Annotated in this window: 9 protein-coding genes; 6 read left to right on the forward strand and 3 right to left on the reverse strand. The window is 64.7% G+C overall.

Features of this window, described 5'->3' with window-relative positions:
- Window positions 1-47 precede the first annotated feature (47 nt).
- Window positions 48-1,163, reverse strand: coding sequence for a high-affinity branched-chain amino acid ABC transporter substrate-binding protein (locus MHZ91_RS09065; RefSeq protein ID WP_105238831.1), 1,116 nt, complete (start codon window positions 1,161-1,163; stop codon window positions 48-50).
- A gap of 470 nt (window positions 1,164-1,633) precedes the next feature.
- Window positions 1,634-2,188 carry a queuosine precursor transporter gene (locus MHZ91_RS09070; RefSeq protein WP_239213384.1) on the reverse strand — a complete coding sequence of 185 codons (555 nt, stop codon included), beginning with the start codon at window positions 2,186-2,188 and terminating at the stop codon, window positions 1,634-1,636.
- 520 nt (window positions 2,189-2,708) lie between these two features.
- Here MHZ91_RS09070 and ugpB point away from each other — a divergent pair.
- The 4 genes from ugpB to MHZ91_RS09090 all read left to right on the forward strand — a co-directional run bounded on the left by ugpB (window position 2,709) and on the right by MHZ91_RS09090 (window position 7,140).
- Window positions 2,709-4,022: a sn-glycerol-3-phosphate ABC transporter substrate-binding protein UgpB gene (gene ugpB, locus MHZ91_RS09075; protein WP_175121629.1), complete on the forward strand. Its 1,314-nt coding sequence runs from the start codon at window positions 2,709-2,711 to the stop codon at window positions 4,020-4,022.
- Window positions 4,023-4,247: 225 nt separating this feature from the next.
- Window positions 4,248-5,129 (forward strand): sn-glycerol-3-phosphate ABC transporter permease UgpA, encoded by an 882-nt coding sequence (gene ugpA / locus MHZ91_RS09080; protein WP_175121630.1) that lies wholly within the window; start codon window positions 4,248-4,250, stop codon window positions 5,127-5,129.
- A gap of 21 nt (window positions 5,130-5,150) precedes the next feature.
- Window positions 5,151-6,002: a sn-glycerol-3-phosphate ABC transporter permease UgpE gene (gene ugpE, locus MHZ91_RS09085; RefSeq protein ID WP_175121631.1), complete on the forward strand. Its 852-nt coding sequence runs from the start codon at window positions 5,151-5,153 to the stop codon at window positions 6,000-6,002.
- Between the two features lie 49 nt (window positions 6,003-6,051).
- On the forward strand, window positions 6,052-7,140 hold the full coding sequence (locus MHZ91_RS09090; protein WP_175121632.1) for a sn-glycerol-3-phosphate import ATP-binding protein UgpC: 1,089 nt from the start codon (window positions 6,052-6,054) through the stop codon (window positions 7,138-7,140).
- Between the two features lie 181 nt (window positions 7,141-7,321).
- Here the strand turns inward: MHZ91_RS09090 and MHZ91_RS09095 are convergent, their stop codons facing one another.
- On the reverse strand, window positions 7,322-8,449 hold the full coding sequence (locus MHZ91_RS09095; protein WP_175136576.1) for a branched-chain amino acid ABC transporter substrate-binding protein: 1,128 nt from the start codon (window positions 8,447-8,449) through the stop codon (window positions 7,322-7,324).
- Between the two features lie 267 nt (window positions 8,450-8,716).
- Between MHZ91_RS09095 and MHZ91_RS09100 the strand changes: the two genes are divergently transcribed.
- Entirely contained in the window at window positions 8,717-9,310 is a 594-nt protein-coding gene (locus MHZ91_RS09100) for an alpha/beta hydrolase (RefSeq protein ID WP_175136577.1), read from the forward strand.
- Window positions 9,311-10,049: 739 nt separating this feature from the next.
- Window positions 10,050-17,666, forward strand: a complete 7,617-nt coding sequence (locus MHZ91_RS09105) for a type I polyketide synthase (RefSeq protein ID WP_239213387.1) — start codon at window positions 10,050-10,052, stop codon at window positions 17,664-17,666.
- The last annotated feature ends 7 nt before the right edge of the window (window positions 17,667-17,673 follow it).

A 17,673-nucleotide genomic window follows, 5' to 3' on the forward strand; every position in this document is an offset into this window, starting at 1 on the left:
AGACAGCAGGCCCTACACGCCGGCAACACGCCGGCGGGATCGCGAGTTTACAGCTGGGTCTTCTTTCCGTCCTTGTCCCACTTATAGACGGCGAACTCAAAGTCCTTCAGATCGCCCTTGGCATCGTATTCGACCTTGCCGATGCCCGTATTGAACGTGGTCTTGTGCATGTAGTCGGCAACCTTGGCCGGATCTTCGCCGACAGCGTTGATGCTGTCCGCCAGGATCTGGACCGCGGCGTAGGCCGGCATCTGGAAGGCGCCGTCCGGATCGCGCTTGGCGTCCTTGAAGGCCTTGACGATGCTTTCGTTGCCCGGCAGCTTGGTGAAGTCGGCCGGCAGCGTGACCAGCAGGCCGTCGATGGCCGGACCGGCAATGGCCACCAGATCCTGGTTGGCCGTGCCTTCCGGACCCATGAACTGGACCTTCAGGCCCTGTTCACGCGCCTGGCGCAGCAGCAGGCCCAGCTCGGGGTGGTAGCCGCCGAAGTAGACCAGGTCCACGCCAGAGGACTTCAGCTTGGTGATGATGGCCGAGTAGTCGCTGTCGCCGACGTTGATGCCTTCAAACAGCGCGACGTTGACCTTTTCCTTGGCCAGCGCGTCCTTGACCTGTGTGGCCACGCCCGAGCCGTAGGTCTGCTTGTCGTGCAGCACGGCAACCTTCTGCGGCTTCAAGGTCTTGGCGATGTAGCCGGCGGCGTACGGACCCTGCTGGTCGTCGCGGCCGATCGTGCGGAAGAAGAAGTGCGGCTTGATCGTGTCGGTGACCAGCGGCGACGTGGCGCCCGGGGTGATGCCGACGATGCCCTCTTCCTCGTAGACCTTCACGGCGGCGACCGTGACGCCCGAGCACGCATGGGCCACGGCGAACTTGGCGCCGGAGTTGACCACGCGGTTGGCGGCGGGCACGGCCTGCTTGGGTTCGCAGCCGTCGTCGATCAGGATCGGCTCGAGCTTCTTGCCCTTGACGCCGCCCTTGGCGTTGATGGTCTCGATGGCGGTCAGCGCGCCGGCCTGGATCTGGTCGCCGTATTGGGTGTTGGGACCGGTCATGGGCTGGGGAATGCCGATCTTGATCGTGTCGGCGGCGTGCGCGGCGCCAGCCAAGGCAAGTGCCCCAAGCGCCATGGCTACCGGGGTAAGGCGATTCAGAAACTTCATGCGGAGTTCTCCAGCGAGGTTTTGAGCGGCTCTGTCCAACACGGTTTATCGGGAGAGTACCCCTACGTCCGCATTGCCCGTCGCCGGCTTCTTGGGCAAAAACACGGTGTGGGCGGTATTCTGAAAGCAAGCCGTCATACTGTCACTGCGTGTAATCCCCAATATTTCAGGCGGGGCTTTTATTCGTGACGGATAGGCCGCGTAGTGCCGTGAATTCGTTGGAGAAATCGCAATTCCGGTTACGTTGTCTGCTGGCGCTTTTCCGGGATTTATGGTTGGGCGATTAATACCGAGTGGATTAATACGGTGTTTAAACTCGCATTTAAATACAGTGCTTACGCGGGACTTACTACATGCCGCAGAAAGGGCCTCAGAAATAATGTCCGGCGCATTAATGAAAAACGCGCGCCCTGCTGAGATCAGCATCGGACGCGCGCATTCATTACGCCGCGAAGGCGGTTAAAGTTCGGCTAGGCGTTTGCAGGCTTTGCCAGATTCCACATCAAGGCACGGAATGGCGCCAGCATGCTGATATTGACGACCAGCTTGATCGCCAGATCGCCCAGCATCCATGTGACCCACGGCGCCCCGGTAGCGGCGAATGCCACGCTGAAGAACACCGCCGTATCCAATATGGCGCCCAGCACGCCCGACGCCAGCGGCGCGCGCCACCAGCGCTGGTCGCGCAGGCGGTCGAACACCTGGATGTCGACGAGCTGCGCACATATATAAGCCAGCCCCGACGCCAACGCGATGCGCGGCGACGCCACCCAGACCGACACCGCCAGTGCGGCGGCAAAGCCAAACCACACCACGCGCCGGGCGGCGGCCGGGCCGAAACGCCGGTTGAGAACATCGGTGACCAGGAAAGCCACCGGATACGACAGCCCGCCCCATGTCAGCCAGTCATTGAGCGGCACCTGGACCAGGATATTGGAACCCACCACGACGGCCAGCATGCACAGCACCGAAATGCCGAACTGCAGGCGCGTCATGGCGGGAAAGCGCACGGAGGACGGCTTCATTTGCGACCCGCCCCGGCCGCGCCGCGCGCCCGTCCCGCGCTCGCCATGCGCGTCATCGGCCCGTCAATGCGCGACGAATGACGTCTCCAAGCCGCAACACCTTGCATGTTCCGTGTCGCGCCGGCGAACAGCCCGCCAGCATACGCGCGCGGGGCGCCACAAACCCGCACACCGGCCGTGTCACGGCCCTGCCCGGCACCGCGCGCTTGCTCGTTTATGTCAATGACATTTACGCCCCGCACGGCGCATACTTTGGCAGCCGCGCGCGAGGCCGTCGCAGGCGGCCGTCTGCCCGCTCCGGTGAACGCAATCGAAAGTTCGTTTTCCATAGGCGGCGATTGTAAACGCTCGACTCCCTGCGGATAGTGCGGCGAAATGTTCGTTCGCGCCTGAAACGCGCAATTTGACAGGCGCAGGGAGTGATGTGAAAGTCACGGTTTTGTCACAAACAATTCATAAGGTGTCGTGTTTCATGCGGCCGGACACCCCGTTCGCAACACGCCCAACTGGAGAACCCTTTATGCGATCCCATCGTATTGCACTGACCTTTGCCGCCATCATGACGGCTTTCGCCGGCGCTTCCGCGCAAGCAGCCACCGAGATCCAGTTCTGGCATTCGATGGAAGGCGCCCTGGGCGACCGCGTCAACGGCCTGGTCGAGGAATTCAACAAGCAGAACCCCGACTACCAGGTCAAGGCCATCTACAAGGGCAACTACGGTGAATCCATGAACGCCGGCATCGCCGCGTTCCGCGCCGGCAACGCGCCGGACATCCTGCAGGTCTTCGAAGTCGGCACCGCCACCATGATGTACGCCAAGGGCGCCATCAAGCCGGTGCAACAGATGTCCGAAGAAGCCGGCAACCCGATCGATCCCAAGGAATTCATCGGCGCCGTGGCCGGCTACTACTCGTCGGCCGACGGCAAACTGGTGTCGATGCCGTTCAACAGCTCGACCGTCGTCTTCTACTACAACAAGGACGCCTTCAAGAAGGCTGGCCTGGACGCCGACAATCCCCCCAAGACCTGGGAAGAACTGGCCGCCGCCGGCCAGAAGCTGAAGGCCGCTGGCCAGGAATGCGGCTACACCACCTCGTGGCCGTCGTGGACCCAGCTCGAGACCTTCTCGGCCTGGCACAACGTGCCGTACGCCACCAAGGACAACGGTTTCGGCGGCCTGGATGCGCGCATCGCCATCAACACCCCGCTGCACGTGCGTCACCTGGAAAACCTGGCCAAGCTCGGCAAGGAAGGCATCTTCATGTACGGCGGCCGCGGCGACGAGCCGAATTCGCTGTTCATCAGCGGCAAGTGCGCCATGATCACCGGTTCGTCCGGCCTGCGCGCCAACATCGCCAAGAACGCCAAGTTCGAATTCGGCACCTCGACGCTGCCCTACTATGCCGACGTGCAAGGCGCGCCGCAGAACACCATCATCGGCGGCGCTTCGCTGTGGGTCTTTGCCAACAAGAAGCCCGAAACCTACAAGGGCGTGACCGCGTTCTTCAAGTTCCTGGCCAGCCCCGAAATCGCCGCCCGCTGGCACCAGCAGACCGGCTACGTGCCCGTCACCAAGGCCGCCTACGAGCTGACCAAGAAGGAAGGCTTCTACGACAAGAACCCGGGCACCGAAGTCGGCGTCAAGCAATTGAACGTCGAAACCACCGCCCAATCGCGCGGCCTGCGTCTTGGCTTCCTGCCCCAGATCCGCGAAATCGAGGATGCTGAAATCGAACGCATCGTCTCGGGCAAGGTTGCTCCCAAGGACGGCGCCGAGAACATCGTCAAGCGCGGCAACGAGCTGCTGGAAAAGTTCGAGAAGAGTGTAAAGTAACGCCCTTTCGCGCGACTTGACCGCCGCCTTGTCAATCAGCATTTTCCATGTTGCGACAAGGACATACGAGGCTTAAAGCCCTGGTTTTTCAGGGGCTTTAAGCCTATCGTGCTTTTTATGAGTGCCGGTGCTTTCGGGCTCCGGGCGCCACGCGCGACACGCGCGCTGGCGGTTTCAGGCGGCGGTTATTTCAACCGCCGCTTTTCTGTACCTTGGGTTCCCCCTATGGAAAAACGCGTTGTATTCGGGCACAAGACCTTGCCCTATCTGCTGCTCCTGCCGCAGCTGATCATTACCGTGGTGTTCTTCTTCCTGCCCGCCGGACAAGCCATGTGGCAGTCCATGCGCCTTGAAGATCCCTTCGGCCTGTCCTCGCAGTTCGTCGGCCTGGACAACTTCATGGAACTGTTCTCGCAACAGAGCTACCTGGATTCCTTCCGCGTCACCGCCGTTTTCTCGGTGCTGGTGGCCGGCGTTGGCCTTGGCGTGTCGCTGGTGCTGGCCGTGATGGCCGACCGCGTGATCCGCGGCGCCGGGCTCTACAAGACCTTGCTCATCTGGCCGTATGCCGTGGCGCCCGCCGTCGTCGGCGTGCTGTGGCTGTTCCTGTTCTCGCCGTCGGTCGGCATCCTGGCCGTGGCCCTGCGCAAATCGGGCGTGGACTGGAATCCCCGCCTGGACGGCAACCAGGCGATGACCCTGGTGATCATCGCGGCCGTCTGGAAGCAGGTGTCGTACAACTTCCTGTTCTTCCTGGCCGGCCTGCAATCGATCCCGCGCTCGCTCATCGAAGCCGCCGCGATCGACGGCGCCAGCCCCGCGCGCCGCTTCTGGACCATCGTCTTCCCGCTGCTGTCGCCCACCACGTTCTTCCTGCTGGTGGTCAACATCATCTACGCCTTCTTTGACACGTTTGCCGTGATCGACACGACGACGCAAGGCGGCCCGGGCACGGCGACCTCGATCCTGGTCTACAAGGTGTACAGCGACGGCTTCCGCGGTCTGGACCTCGGTTCGTCCGCCGCCCAGTCCGTCGTCCTGATGTTCATTGTGGTTGCCTTGACGGTCGTACAGTTCCGGTACGTCGACCGCAAAGTGCAGTATTGATTTTGTCCGAGGCTGATAACAATGGTTGAACGCCGTCCCTGGCTGGATATTCTGGCCCACGTCATTCTGCTTTGCGGCGTGGCGATGGTGGCATTTCCGCTCTACGTCACTTTCGTCGCGTCCACCCAGACCGCGCAGGAAGTTGCTCAGGCGCCGATGTCCCTGATTCCCGGTCCGCATTTCGTGGACAACTACATGCAGGCGCTTTTTGGCGGTTCGTCAGGCGGCTCGTCGGGCGCGCCCGTCGGCCGCATGATGTACGTGAGCCTGATCATGGCGCTGGCGATCTCGATCGGCAAGATCGCGATCTCGCTGCTGTCGGCTTTTGCGGTCGTGTACTTCCGCTTTCCGGGCCGCATGTTCTTTTTCTGGATGATCTTCGTCACGCTCATGCTGCCGGTCGAAGTCCGCATCGCGCCCACCTACAAAGTCGTGGCCGATCTGGGCCTGCTCAACAGCTATGCGGGCCTGACCCTGCCGCTGATCGCGTCCGCCACGGCCACGTTCCTGTTCCGCCAGTTCTTCCTGACGGTGCCGGACGAGCTGATCGAGGCTGCGCGTATCGACGGCGCCGGTCCCGTGCGCTTCTTCTTTGACGTGCTGCTGCCCTTGTCCAAGACCAGCATCGCCGCGCTGTTCGTGATTCAGTTCATCTACGGCTGGAACCAATATCTGTGGCCCCTGCTGGTCACCACGCAGGAAGACATGTACCCCGTCGTCATCGGCATCAAGCGGATGATCAGCGGCGGCGACAGCGTGACCGAATGGAACATCACCATGGCCACCGCCATGCTCGCGATGATCCCGCCGGCGCTGGTCGTCATCCTGATGCAGAAATGGTTCGTCAAGGGTCTGGTCGACACTGAGAAGTGATCGCGCCCATCCCTCGCCTACCGAAAACGACCTCGAACACGAATATCTCATGGCTACTCTCAGCTTCCGCAACGTCAAGAAAACCTATGCCGGCAACGTGCCGGTCATCCATGGCATCGACATGGACGTCAAGGACGGTGAATTCATCGTCATCGTCGGCCCGTCGGGCTGCGGCAAATCCACGCTGATGCGCATGGTCGCCGGCCTGGAAACCGTGACCAGCGGCGACATCGTCATCGACGACAAGGTCGTCAACAACCTGGAACCCGCCGAGCGAGACATCGCCATGGTGTTCCAGAACTACGCGCTCTACCCGCACATGACCGTGTTCGAGAACATGGCCTATGGCTTGAAGATCCGCAAATTCTCCAAGGACGAGATCAAGAAGCGCGTCGACATCGCCGCGCAGATCCTGGAACTGGGTCACCTGCTGGACCGCCGTCCGCGCGCGCTTTCGGGCGGCCAGCGCCAGCGCGTCGCGATGGGCCGCGCCATCGTGCGTGAACCCAAGGTGTTCCTGTTCGACGAGCCGCTGTCCAACCTGGACGCCAAGCTGCGCGTGGCGATGCGTCTGGAAATCATGAAGCTGCATCGCCGCCTGGGCACGACCAGCCTGTACGTGACGCACGATCAGGTCGAGGCCATGACGCTGGCGCACCGCATGATCGTCATGTATCAGGGCGTTCCCGAGCAGATCGGCACCCCGATGGAAGTGTTTGAAAAGCCCGCCTCGACATTCGTTGCCGGCTTCATCGGCTCGCCCCCGATGAACCTGATGGAAGTCCAGGTCGCTGGCGACGGCACGGTGCAGACCGCCGACGGCAACCAGCTCGAGATCTCGCCGCTGCAGGTTCCCTCGCAGGTCCGCGGCCGCAAGATCATCATGGGCATGCGCCCCGAGCACATGCTGCTGAACACCCAGGGCATTCCCGCCGAAGTCGAAATGGTCGAGACGTTGGGTTCCGAGCAACTCGTGCACGCCCGCTGCGGCAAGAGCACGCTGGTCGTACGCTGCACGACGCGCCAGCTTTCCGAGTCGTCCGCCAAGGTCGGCATGCAGGTCAACGTGGGCCCGGACGGCCGCCATCCCCTGCACTGGTTCGAGGCCGACACCGGCCGCCGCGTCCAGGGCCTGTAAGTCGGCGGGGCGTCAGCCCCCTGCCCCGCGCCCCGCAAAAACAAACCGGGCCGCAAGCTGATGGCTTGCGGCCCGGTTCCCTTTTGCAGCGCCTGATGCGTGTGGCCGGATGCGCTGCATCCGACACGCGCCGCCGTTCGTTCGCGTGAAGCGAGCCTGGAGCGGCCCGCCGCACTGCGATTTACTTGTAGACGGTCTTGGAGCCGTCCTTGTGCCAGGTGAACACGTCGAACTGGAAGTTCGTCAGGTCGCCCTGCTTGTTCCACGACACCTTGCCGATCGGCGTGTCGAAAGAATTGGCGTGCAGGTACTTGGCCACCTTGGTGGGATCGTCCGAGCCCGCGCCCTTGATGCCGTCCGCGATGACTTGCGTGGCCGCGTAGGCGGTCATCTGGAACGCGCCGCTGGGATTGCGCTTCTTGGCTTCGAAAGCCTTGACGATGTCGGCGTTGGCGGCGTTCTGCGTGAAGTCGGCCGGCAGCGTCAGCAGCATGCCTTCGACGGCGTCGCCCGCGATGGCGTTGATGTCCGGGTTGCCCGTGCCTTCCGGACCCATCCACTTGGCCTTCACGCCCTGCTCGGCCGCCTGGCGCAGCAACAGGCCCATTTCGGGGTGGTAGCCGCCGTAGTAGACGAAATCCACGCCCTGGCTCTTGAGCTTGGTGATGACCGCCGAGTAGTCGCTGTCACCCGCGTTGATGCCTTCGAACACGGCGACGGCCACGCCGCCCTTTTCCAGGTCGTTCTTGACCGCGGTGGCGATGCCCTGGCCATACGACTGCTTGTCGTGCAGCACGGCGACCTTCTTGGGCTTGATCTTGTCGAGGATGAACTTTGCGGCGGCGGGACCTTGCTGGTCGTCACGGCCAATGGTGCGGAAGATGAACTCGTAGTTCTTGCCGTCGGTCAGTGCCGGCGACGTGGCCGACGGGGTCACCATGACCACGCCTTCGTTGTTGTAGATGTCGGCGGCGGCAATGGTGGCGCCCGAGCACACGTGGCCCACGACGAAACCGATCTTGCTGTTGACGACGCGGTTGGCGGCGTTGGGACCCTGCTTGGGTTCGCAGCCGTCGTCGATGACCACGGTTTCCAGCTTTTTGCCATTGATGCCGCCGGCGGCGTTGATGCGCTCGACCGCGGTATCGACCCCTTCACGGACCATATCGCCATACTGCGTGACCGCGCCGGTGGTGGGGCCGACGACGCCGATCTTGATGGTCTGCGCGTGCGCGGCCGCGCCAAACGTCAAACCAGCGGCGACGCCCAGCGCTGCGATGACCGGGGTCAGACGGAAAACTGGCTTCATGAGTGGACTCCTCGAATGACTTTTAATCGTTGATCCATCAACGGGCTGACGGCCGGAAACGTAGATGTCATGCCCGTTGGCGGTGCATTTGCCCGGCAAGCATACACTGAAATTTCGCGGCTTTTGGGCCGGTTGGCGCAGGGTTTTCCGGGGTTTTTTTATTGCACCGCGGCATGATTCGCACCGCCGCCCTTATTCCGAACGCCGTATATGCAAAAGACCATTAATTCGTTTGAGTTACTAAACGGCGGCGGCATCATGTGCCGCATGAGACTCCAACCGATAATCGTCCCGGGCTGGAAAAACTCCGGCCCCGACCACTGGCAGTCCCGGTGGCAGGCCCTGTTGCCCAACGCCCGGCGCATCGAGCAGCACGACTGGGAAAATCCCCGCGCGGCCGATTGGATATCCCGTCTGACCGCCGAGGTCGACGAAGCCCGCAGCCCGGTCCTGCTCGTCGCGCACAGCCTCGGCTGCCTGATCAGCGCCGCCCTCCCCGTGCCCTTGCGCGCCAAGGTCGCCGGCGCCCTGCTGGTCGCACCCGCCGACGTCGAACGCGCCGACATGCCCGAATGCCTGCGCGCCTTCGCGCCCATTTCGCGCCAGCCGCTGCCTTTCCAAAGCGTGGTGGTTGCCAGCGACAACGATCCCTATTGCACGCTGGAACGCGCGCGCGTCTTCGCGGCGGACTGGGGAAGCCGTGTCGTCGTCCTGCCCGGCGCCGGTCATATCAATGCGGAAAGCGGCCTGGACGACTGGCCGCAGGGGCTGAAACTGCTGGGCGCGCTGCGCCGGAGAGCGTCGTGGCGGATTCCGCCGCCGGCCAAACGCATTCCGCCGATTCCGGTGTACGACCTGTAGATTGATTGCGACGGGCGGCGCGCCACCTTCGCACGCCTCCTGGACGTAGCGGCACTGTGTTCACCGGCCCCAATTTCGGCGCGCACAGCGGTCAGGTAATAGGTCGTCACATAATGCGACTTGGCGCTTCACACATTAACGAACCAATACGCGCCCGCACTGCTTGCTCAATCGCCATTCCCGCCCCGCTGTGAATCGTTTTGATCGATTTAGAGCAAATTTCGTTACAGCCCGATTGGTAAGCTCTCGCGCCTTGATAACTCGTACGCACGAAGCGCCGTTTCGAGTTAATGCTGTGCAGGATAATTCGCACGTACCGACACTGGTTCGGACAAATCCGACACATATAGTAAAATGGCCGCCTTATCTAAATGTTACGGCGGCTGCGACGCCCCCAACCCGCTTACATTTTGATTGAAGCGCGGAAGGCAGGGTCGCGATACCGGCAAGGCCGCCACAATAAACGAAAATGCAGAGCAATCTCATTACGCTTGGACGCCATCTGCGCCGAGCGCGCGCAAGCATCGTCACCCTGCCTCCCCACGCTGGCCGGAGTTGTCCGCTCATCCTGGGATCCACTGCCCGCGCCTGAACGCTGGCCCGGGCCATCCCATTCCCCCTGATCGTGTACGGCGGACACGCCGGTCATAAGTCTGATTCAGCATGCTGAATCAGACTTCACACCCATCGCATTCAGCTCAACACCCGCCGCCTTCCGGTCGGCCCAGAAGGACTCCGCATGCGTAAGCGCGTTGCCATTATCGGACTGTCGTTCCGATTCCCCAGCACCACCAATGACAGTTATTGGCCTGCTCTGCTGGAAGGCCGCGACCTGGTTACCCGAGTCGACGAGGATCGTTGGTCTGCGGACGCCTACCTGCATCCCGCAAAGGATCATCCCGGCACCGCCTACACTTTCGCCGCCGGCTCCATCGGAGACGTCTCGGGATTCGATGCCGGATTCTTCGGCATTTCTCCGCGCGAGGCAGCGCTCATGGATCCGCAGCAGCGCCTGCTGCTGGAAATGAGCTGGGAAGCGGTGGAGCACGCCGGCGTTCCCGCATCGACACTGCGCGGTTCCGACTGTGGCGTCTACATCGGGATTGCCAGCTCGGATTACGCCTATCGCATTGCCGAAGATCTGGGCGCCGTCGACGCGTCGATGGCCACCGGCAACACCGCCAGCATCGCCGCCAATCGCCTGTCGTACTTCCTGGACCTGCGAGGCCCCAGCATTGCGATGGACACCGCATGTTCGTCGTCGCTGGTCGCCTTTCATCAGGCGTGCCGTGCCATTCAATCGGGCGAATGCAGCCAGGCGCTGGCCGGTGGCGTCAGCCTGCACCTGCATCCCTACGGATTCATTACGTTCTCCAAGGCGTCCATGCTGTCCCCGCGCGGCCGCTGCAACGTCTTCGACGCCTCGGGCGACGGCTACGTCCGTTCGGAAGGCGGCGGCATGTTTCTGCTCAAGGACTACGACCAGGCCATCGCCGACGGCGACAACATTCTGGCGGTAGTCGCGGGAACGGCCGTCAATACCGATGGCCGCAAATCTGGCCTGACCGTTCCCAGCGCCGACGCGCAAGCGGCCCTGATGCGCCAGGCCTATGAGCAGGCTGGCATCTCGCCCGCCGAGATCGACTACCTGGAAGCGCACGGCACCGGCACCGCAGTCGGTGACCCGATCGAGACCCGCGCCATCGGGTTGGCCCTGGCCCAGCAACGGAGCAAAGACGCACCGTTGCCGATCGGCTCCGTGAAAAGCAATCTCGGCCACCTGGAGGCCGCCTCCGGCGTCGCCGGGCTGGTCAAGGCGCTGTACGTACTGCGCCACCGCGAGGTGCCCGCCACCATCGGCATCAAGACGCTCAATCCCAGGATCGAGTTCCAGGATTGGAATTTGGACGTCGTCACCCAGAACCGCAAGCTGCGGCCTGCCGGCAAACTGATCGTCGGCGTGAACTCGTTCGGCTTCGGCGGCGCCAATGCCCACGTGATCCTGGAAAGCGCCCCGCCGCGCGGCGCGGCCACCGAAGGGAAGATGGCCAAGACGGCCCCGATCCCGGTCGTGGTGTCGGGCAAATCCGTCCCCGCGTTGCGCGCCGCGGCCGCCGACATGGCCGAGGCCTTGCGCGGCCAGCCAGCCAAGTTCCTCTACAACGCGGCCTACCACGCCGCCATGCGCCGCGATTGGCACAACGAGCGCGCCGTGGTGTTCGGCACGCAGTGCAACGCCGTGGCTGACGTGCTCCAGCAGTTCGCGGAAAGCGGAGAGGCCAACGCCCACGTCGTTGCTGGCAGTGTCGTACCGGAGGCCAGCGGCCCGGTGCTGGTGTATTCGGGCAACGGTTCGCAATGGACCAACATGGGGCGTCGGCTGCTGGCCGATCCCGTGTTCGCCACCGCCGTCGACGAAGTGGACGCGCTCTTCTCCGCATACGCCGATTTCTCGCTGCGCAAGGAACTGGCCGGCGAGAACGGATCCAACCGCTACGAACGCACCGAAGTCGCCCAACCCGCCTTGTTCGCGCTTCAGGTGGGCATCACCCGCATGCTGGCGCAGCGCGGCGTCGTGCCGTGCGCCGTCATCGGCCATAGCGTCGGCGAAGTCGCCGCCGCCTGGGCGTGCGGCGCGCTGACCCTGGCCGACGCCGTCCACGTCATCTTCCAGCGCAGCCGCCTGCAAGGTCAGACCAGGGGACTCGGCCGCATGACGGCTGTGGGCATCAGCGGCGAGGAAGCCCTGGCGCTGATCGCCCAGCACAACCTGGGCGCAAGCGTCTGCGTCGCCGGCTTCAACAGCAGCCGTGGCGCCACCTTGGCCGGTTCGCCGGATGCGCTTGTCGTCCTGGAAGCCGCGCTGGCCGCGCAATCCCTGTTCCATCGTCGCCTGGATCTGGACTACGCCTTTCACAGCCCGGCCATGGACAGCATCGAAGCCGGCATCCGCGAATCGCTGGCAGACATTCAACCGCGCGCGGGCGAAGTGCCCTTCTATTCCACCGTTACCGGCACGCTGCTGGACGGCGCGGAACTCAACGCTGGCTACTGGTGGCGCAACGTGCGCGAGGCCGTGCGCTTCGAGCAAGCCGCCAATGTCCTGGCCGCCGAAGGCCGCAACGTCTACGTCGAAGTCGGCCCGCACCCGGTGCTGCGGTCCTACTTGAACGACACGCTCAAGACTGCCGGCATGCAAGGCCGTGTCCTCAGCACCGCCACGCGCGGCGGCGACGATCCGGAAAAGATCTGGAACGCTGCCGGCCAAGTCATTGTCGGCGGCGGCCAACTGGACCTGCAGTCGCTCTTCCCGTGGGTTGGCCCGTTCGTCGACCTGCCGACCTATCCCTGGCAACGCGAGCGCCACTGGCACCCGGTCACCTCGGAATCCCTGGGCCAGCTCACGCGACGCTTGGCGCACCCGCTGCTGGGTTACGCCATGCCGCAGCATGAGCACAGTTGGGAAAACCAGCTCGACACGCAATCCCATCCCGCGCTGGCTGACCACGTCGTCGGCGACGCGGTCGTTTTCCCTGGCACCGGTTTTGCGGAGATCGCCCTTGCCGCCGCGCTGCGGTGGCAAGCCGGCAGCGCAGACTGCGCCGAACTCGAAGATCTGGAAATCCACGCCCCGCTGCTGCTCAACGCCGCGCCCAGCAAATTGCTGCGGCTGCATCTCGACGACAGCGACGGCCGTTTCCGCATCAACGCGAAGGACACCGGCAGTACGGAACCGTGGGTCAGGCACGCCAGTGGCCGCCTGCTGCGCGAACCGCGCCTGACCCGCCTGACGCAGGCTGAACTGACGCTACCCGATCGCGGGCCCGACTTTACGGGCGACAGCCACACTGCGCTGACTCGCGCCGTGGGGCTGGATTACGGTCCGGCTTTCCGCGCCGTCAGCCACGGCTGGATCGAATCCGGGACCAGTGCGCTCGCCGTGCTTGAACCCGACGCCTCCCTGGCCACGGAACTGCACGCCACGCATCTGCACCCGGCGCTGCTCGACTGCACCTTCCAGCTCATCATCCAGCTGCTGCGGAACGACCCCGCGATGGGCCTGGGCATCGCCTACGTGCCGTCCAAGATCGGCCGTCTGAGCCTGCGCGCCAACGCCGGCCAGCCCGCCGCTGCACGCGTGCGGCTGGAACGCCGCGCCCCGCATTCACTCACCGCGAGTTTCGAGATCTACAACGCGGAAGGCGTGCAGATCGCCGCCGTCGAACAGGCGCGCTTTCGCAGCATCCGCCTGCGCAAGGCGGCAGCCGACCACCTCAGCTTCCTTGACACGGTCGCCATCCCGCGCCCACACGCCCCGTTCGGCGCCAATCCGGTCAGCCACGAAGGCCTTCGCGCCGCGCTCGCAGGCGCCGTTGCCGAATGCATGGCTGGCGGGGCGCATGCGCGCTACGCGGACGAAGTCGACCCGCTGCTGGAAAGCCTGTGCGACAGCTTCGCAGTGGACGCGCTGCGCGTCATCGCTCCCGACGGCAAGCATGTGCCGCAGGCGCTGATCACCGAACTAGGCCGTCACGCGCCGGAATCCGCGCCGCTGCTGCAGAACGTCATCGGCCGGCTGACGTCGGCTGGTCACATCGACGTGCGGGCCTCGGGCATCGACCTGCCTGCCGATGACGGCGAAGGCGCCGCTTCAGACATCTGGAACACGCTGCTGCGCGAATATCCTGACTACGCGCAAATCGTCCACGCGGTCGGACGCGTCGGCTTGCACCTGCCTGCCCTGCTGCGTGGCGAAGCGGCCGTCGATCAGATCTGCCCGCGCGCCACCACCCCTGCCACCATCCTGCGCAGCCTCCTGGGAGCCGCCAGCGGTCAACGCCTGGGACTCGCGCTGCGCGAAGTGCTGGAACAGGCGCTGGCGGCACGCCTGCCCGGCCAGCGCCTTGCCGTCATGGAGGTCGGCCAGTCCGCGCCGCTGTTCAACTTCAGCTGCTGCGACGCGCTCGACTTCAATGTGGCCGATTACTGCTTTGCTTCGACCGATGTCGACATGCTGGACCACGTCGGCCACCAGCAATCCGAGCGCTATCCCAACGCCCGCATCGAGCGCATCGCCAAGGATGGCGATGCCGCCGTTGCGCGTTGCGACCTGGTTATCTTCCACTGCGACTTCGACACGCTTGAAGCCGCCCGCGCTGCACTCAAGCACGCCCGCGCCAGCCTGCGGGCGGGCGGCCAGCTGGTGTTCTGCGGCGCCCATCCTGCCACGTGGGCGGACTTCGTTTTTGGCGGCAACCCCCAGTGGTGGCAGGCCAGCGAACAAGGCGAACAGCTTTCCACGCAGCAACCCGCCCGCTTCTGGCAAGAAGAGCTGCTGGCGCTCGGCCTGCAATACGATGCGCCGCTGGGGTTCACGGATTCGCTCGCGACCGGCGCCTACCTGCTGACCGCCCGCCTCGACGCCGCCCTGACCGCCGCCCCGCCGCAACCTTCGGCCACCACGCCGGCGCGCTGGCTGATTCTGGCAGACCGGAACCCCGAGCATGGCGCTTTCCTGGCGCAGTCCCTGGAAGCCAGCCTCAGTGCAGCCGGCCATCAGGTCCGCCTTGTGACCGACGCTGCGCCTGATGCCCTCGACGCCCTGCTTGCCGGCGACGCATCCGCGCCGGTGGCACACATCGTGCACCTGGCCGGCCTCGCCTGGGCAGATGCGCACGAAACGCCAGACGAGCTGCTTGCCAAGCAGACGCGCCGCTGCGCGATGGCGGCCGCCACCATCCAGGCGTGCGAGCGCACGCAGGTGCCTGCCACCGTCTGGCTCATCACGGCGGATGCCGCGCAGTACCTGCGCGAGGCGCCGCAAGCCGCTGGCATGCACGCGCTGAACGACGCCTCGCTGTGGGGCTACGGTCGCACGCTGGCCAATGAGGCGTCGAACTACCGAATCCGCATGGTCGACGTGCCGCTGGCCCAGGCAGGCCAGATGGCCGACGCGCTGGCGCGGGAATTGACGTCCGTGGATGATGAGGACGAAATCCTCCTCGCGCCGGATGGCGAACGCTACGTGCCGCGCCTGCGACTCGCCGCGCGTCCGGCTCCGCAAACGGCACAAGACACCGACGCGCAAGCCGTGCGCCTGGGTTTCGAATTTCCGGGTCAGCTGCGCAACCTGCGCTGGGAATCGTGCCCCGCGCCGGCCCCGACCGGCGACGAGCTCGAGGTACGCATCGAAGCCACCGGCCTGAACTTCCGCGACGTCATGTACGCGCTGGGTCTGCTGTCCGACGAAGCCATCGAGAACGGCTTTGCTGGCCCGACCCTGGGCCTCGAGTTCTCCGGCACGGTCACCCGCGTCGGACCCGACGCTGCCGGCTACAGCGTCGGCGACGCTGTGGTGGGCTTCGGACCCGCCAGCTTTGGCGACCGGGTGCTGACCCGTCCCAGCGCCATCTCGCACATTCCCGACGGCTTCTCGTTCGAGGCCGCCGCCACCATTCCCAGCACCTTCTTCACGGTTTACTACGCGCTGCAGCACCTGGCCCGCCTGGAAGAAGGCGAGAAGATCCTGATTCACGGTGCCGCGGGCGGGGTCGGCATCGCGGCCATCCAGTTCGCCCAATGCCTGGGCGCCGAGATCTACGCCACCGCCGGCTCCGACGAGAAACGCGACCTCCTGCGCCTGCTGGGCGTGCGTCACATCTACGACTCGCGCTCCCTGTCTTATGCCGACGAGATCCTGGCCGACACCGGCGGACGCGGCGTGGATGTCGTTTTGAACTCCCTGGCCGGCGAAGCCATCAACCGCAACCTGCGCGTGCTCAAGCCGTTTGGCCGCTTCCTTGAACTGGGCAAACGCGATTTCTACGAGAACACGCGCATCGGGCTGCGTCCGTTCCGCAACAACATCAGCTACTTCGGCATCGACGCCGACCAATTGATGAACGAGCGGCCCGACCTCACGCAGCGGCTGTTCGGCGAAATGATGGGCCTGTTCCGTCAGGGCGCACTGCACCCGCTGCCCTATACCGTCTTCGACGCCAACGACATCGTCGACGCGTTCCGCTACATGCAGCAGGCGCGACAGATCGGCAAGATCGTCGTCACGTATCGCAACGGCATCAGCGGCGTGCATCATCCTGTTGCGCCGGCCACCGACGGCTTGGCACTGCCGGCCGACGCCACGTATCTCGTCACGGGCGGACTGGGCGGATTCGGCTTGCGAACCGCGCAGTGGCTGGCCGAGCGCGGCGCGCGCAACCTTGTCCTGATCAGCCGCAGCGGCCCCGCCAGCGAAACCGCCCAGGCGGCCATCGCGGCATTCGAAGCCCAGGGCGTACGCGTCCACGCCGCCGCCTGCGACGTCACCGACCGGGCCGCGCTGGCCAGCCTGCTGCAGGAAACCGCAGTCACGCTTCCGCCGCTCAAGGGCGTGGTCCACGCCGCAGTGGTCATCGACGACGGCCTCGCCCGCAGCGCCACGCCCGAACAGATCCAACGCACCCTTGCCGCCAAAGTGCTGGGCGCCCAGCACCTGCACGACCTCACGCGTGCTCTGCCCCTGGACCTGTTCATCTTCTACTCGTCGGCCACCACCCTGTTCGGCAACCCGGGGCAGAGCAACTACGTTGCCGCCAACGCCTGGCTAGAACGCCTGGCCGCGCAGCGCCGCGCCGAAGGCCTGCCCGCCACCTGCGTGCGCTGGGGCGCCATCGACGATGTCGGCTTCCTGGCCCGCAACGAGAAAATCAAGGACGCCCTCCAGAGCCGGATGGGCGGCGGCGCCCTCGCGTCCCACGTCGCGCTGGACGCGCTGGAGGCCATGCTGGTGTCCGACGCATACGGACTGGGCGTGCTGGAACTGGACTGGCGCGCATTGAGCCGCTTCCTTCCTTCGGCCGGTCTGCCCAAGTTCTCGGACATCGCCCGCCGCAGCGCCGATGCGGGCGAGGACGACGGCAGCGCGGACGACATCGCGCAATTGCTTGCGACGCTCGACGACGAGGCCCTGCACGAACGCTTCACCGAAATGCTCAAGGCAGAGATCGGGGAAATCCTGCGCGTCGCGCCCGACAAGATCGAAGCCACCCGGTCGGTCTATGACCTGGGCCTCGATTCGCTGATGGGCGTGGAACTGGTGGTCGCGCTGGAGAACCGCTTCGGCATCCGCCTGCCCGTCATGGCGCTGAGCGAAAGCCCCACCCCGGCCAAACTCGCCGAGAAGCTCGTGCTCCTCTTGCGCGACGAACACGACGCCGACGCTGCAGACGCCGTCACCGTCAGCGTGCAACAGGTGGTCGCGAGCCACGCCGCGGAGGTTACTTCCAGCTCGGTCACGGAGTTCGTCGACGAGATCAAACTCGGCGCAAGCCTCTCCAAGCAACGCATGATCCAGTAGGACTGAA

Source organism: Achromobacter sp. ACRQX (assembly GCF_022346505.1).
GTDB lineage: Bacteria > Pseudomonadota > Gammaproteobacteria > Burkholderiales > Burkholderiaceae_B > Achromobacter > Achromobacter animicus.

Excerpts from the sequence above, each read along its gene's own strand:
- ugpA (WP_175121630.1), top strand. The coding sequence starts at position 4,248 with ATGGAAAAACGCGTTGTATTCGGGCACAAGACCTTGCCCTATCTGCTG.
- ugpE (WP_175121631.1), top strand. The coding sequence starts at position 5,151 with ATGGTTGAACGCCGTCCCTGGCTGGATATTCTGGCCCACGTCATTCTG.
- ugpB (WP_175121629.1), top strand. The coding sequence starts at position 2,709 with ATGCGATCCCATCGTATTGCACTGACCTTTGCCGCCATCATGACGGCT.
- MHZ91_RS09100 (WP_175136577.1), top strand. The coding sequence starts at position 8,717 with ATGAGACTCCAACCGATAATCGTCCCGGGCTGGAAAAACTCCGGCCCC.
- MHZ91_RS09065 (WP_105238831.1), bottom strand. The coding sequence starts at position 1,163 with ATGAAGTTTCTGAATCGCCTTACCCCGGTAGCCATGGCGCTTGGGGCA.
- MHZ91_RS09090 (WP_175121632.1), top strand. The coding sequence starts at position 6,052 with ATGGCTACTCTCAGCTTCCGCAACGTCAAGAAAACCTATGCCGGCAAC.
- MHZ91_RS09070 (WP_239213384.1), bottom strand. The coding sequence starts at position 2,188 with ATGAAGCCGTCCTCCGTGCGCTTTCCCGCCATGACGCGCCTGCAGTTC.
- MHZ91_RS09105 (WP_239213387.1), top strand. The coding sequence starts at position 10,050 with ATGCGTAAGCGCGTTGCCATTATCGGACTGTCGTTCCGATTCCCCAGC.
- MHZ91_RS09095 (WP_175136576.1), bottom strand. The coding sequence starts at position 8,449 with ATGAAGCCAGTTTTCCGTCTGACCCCGGTCATCGCAGCGCTGGGCGTC.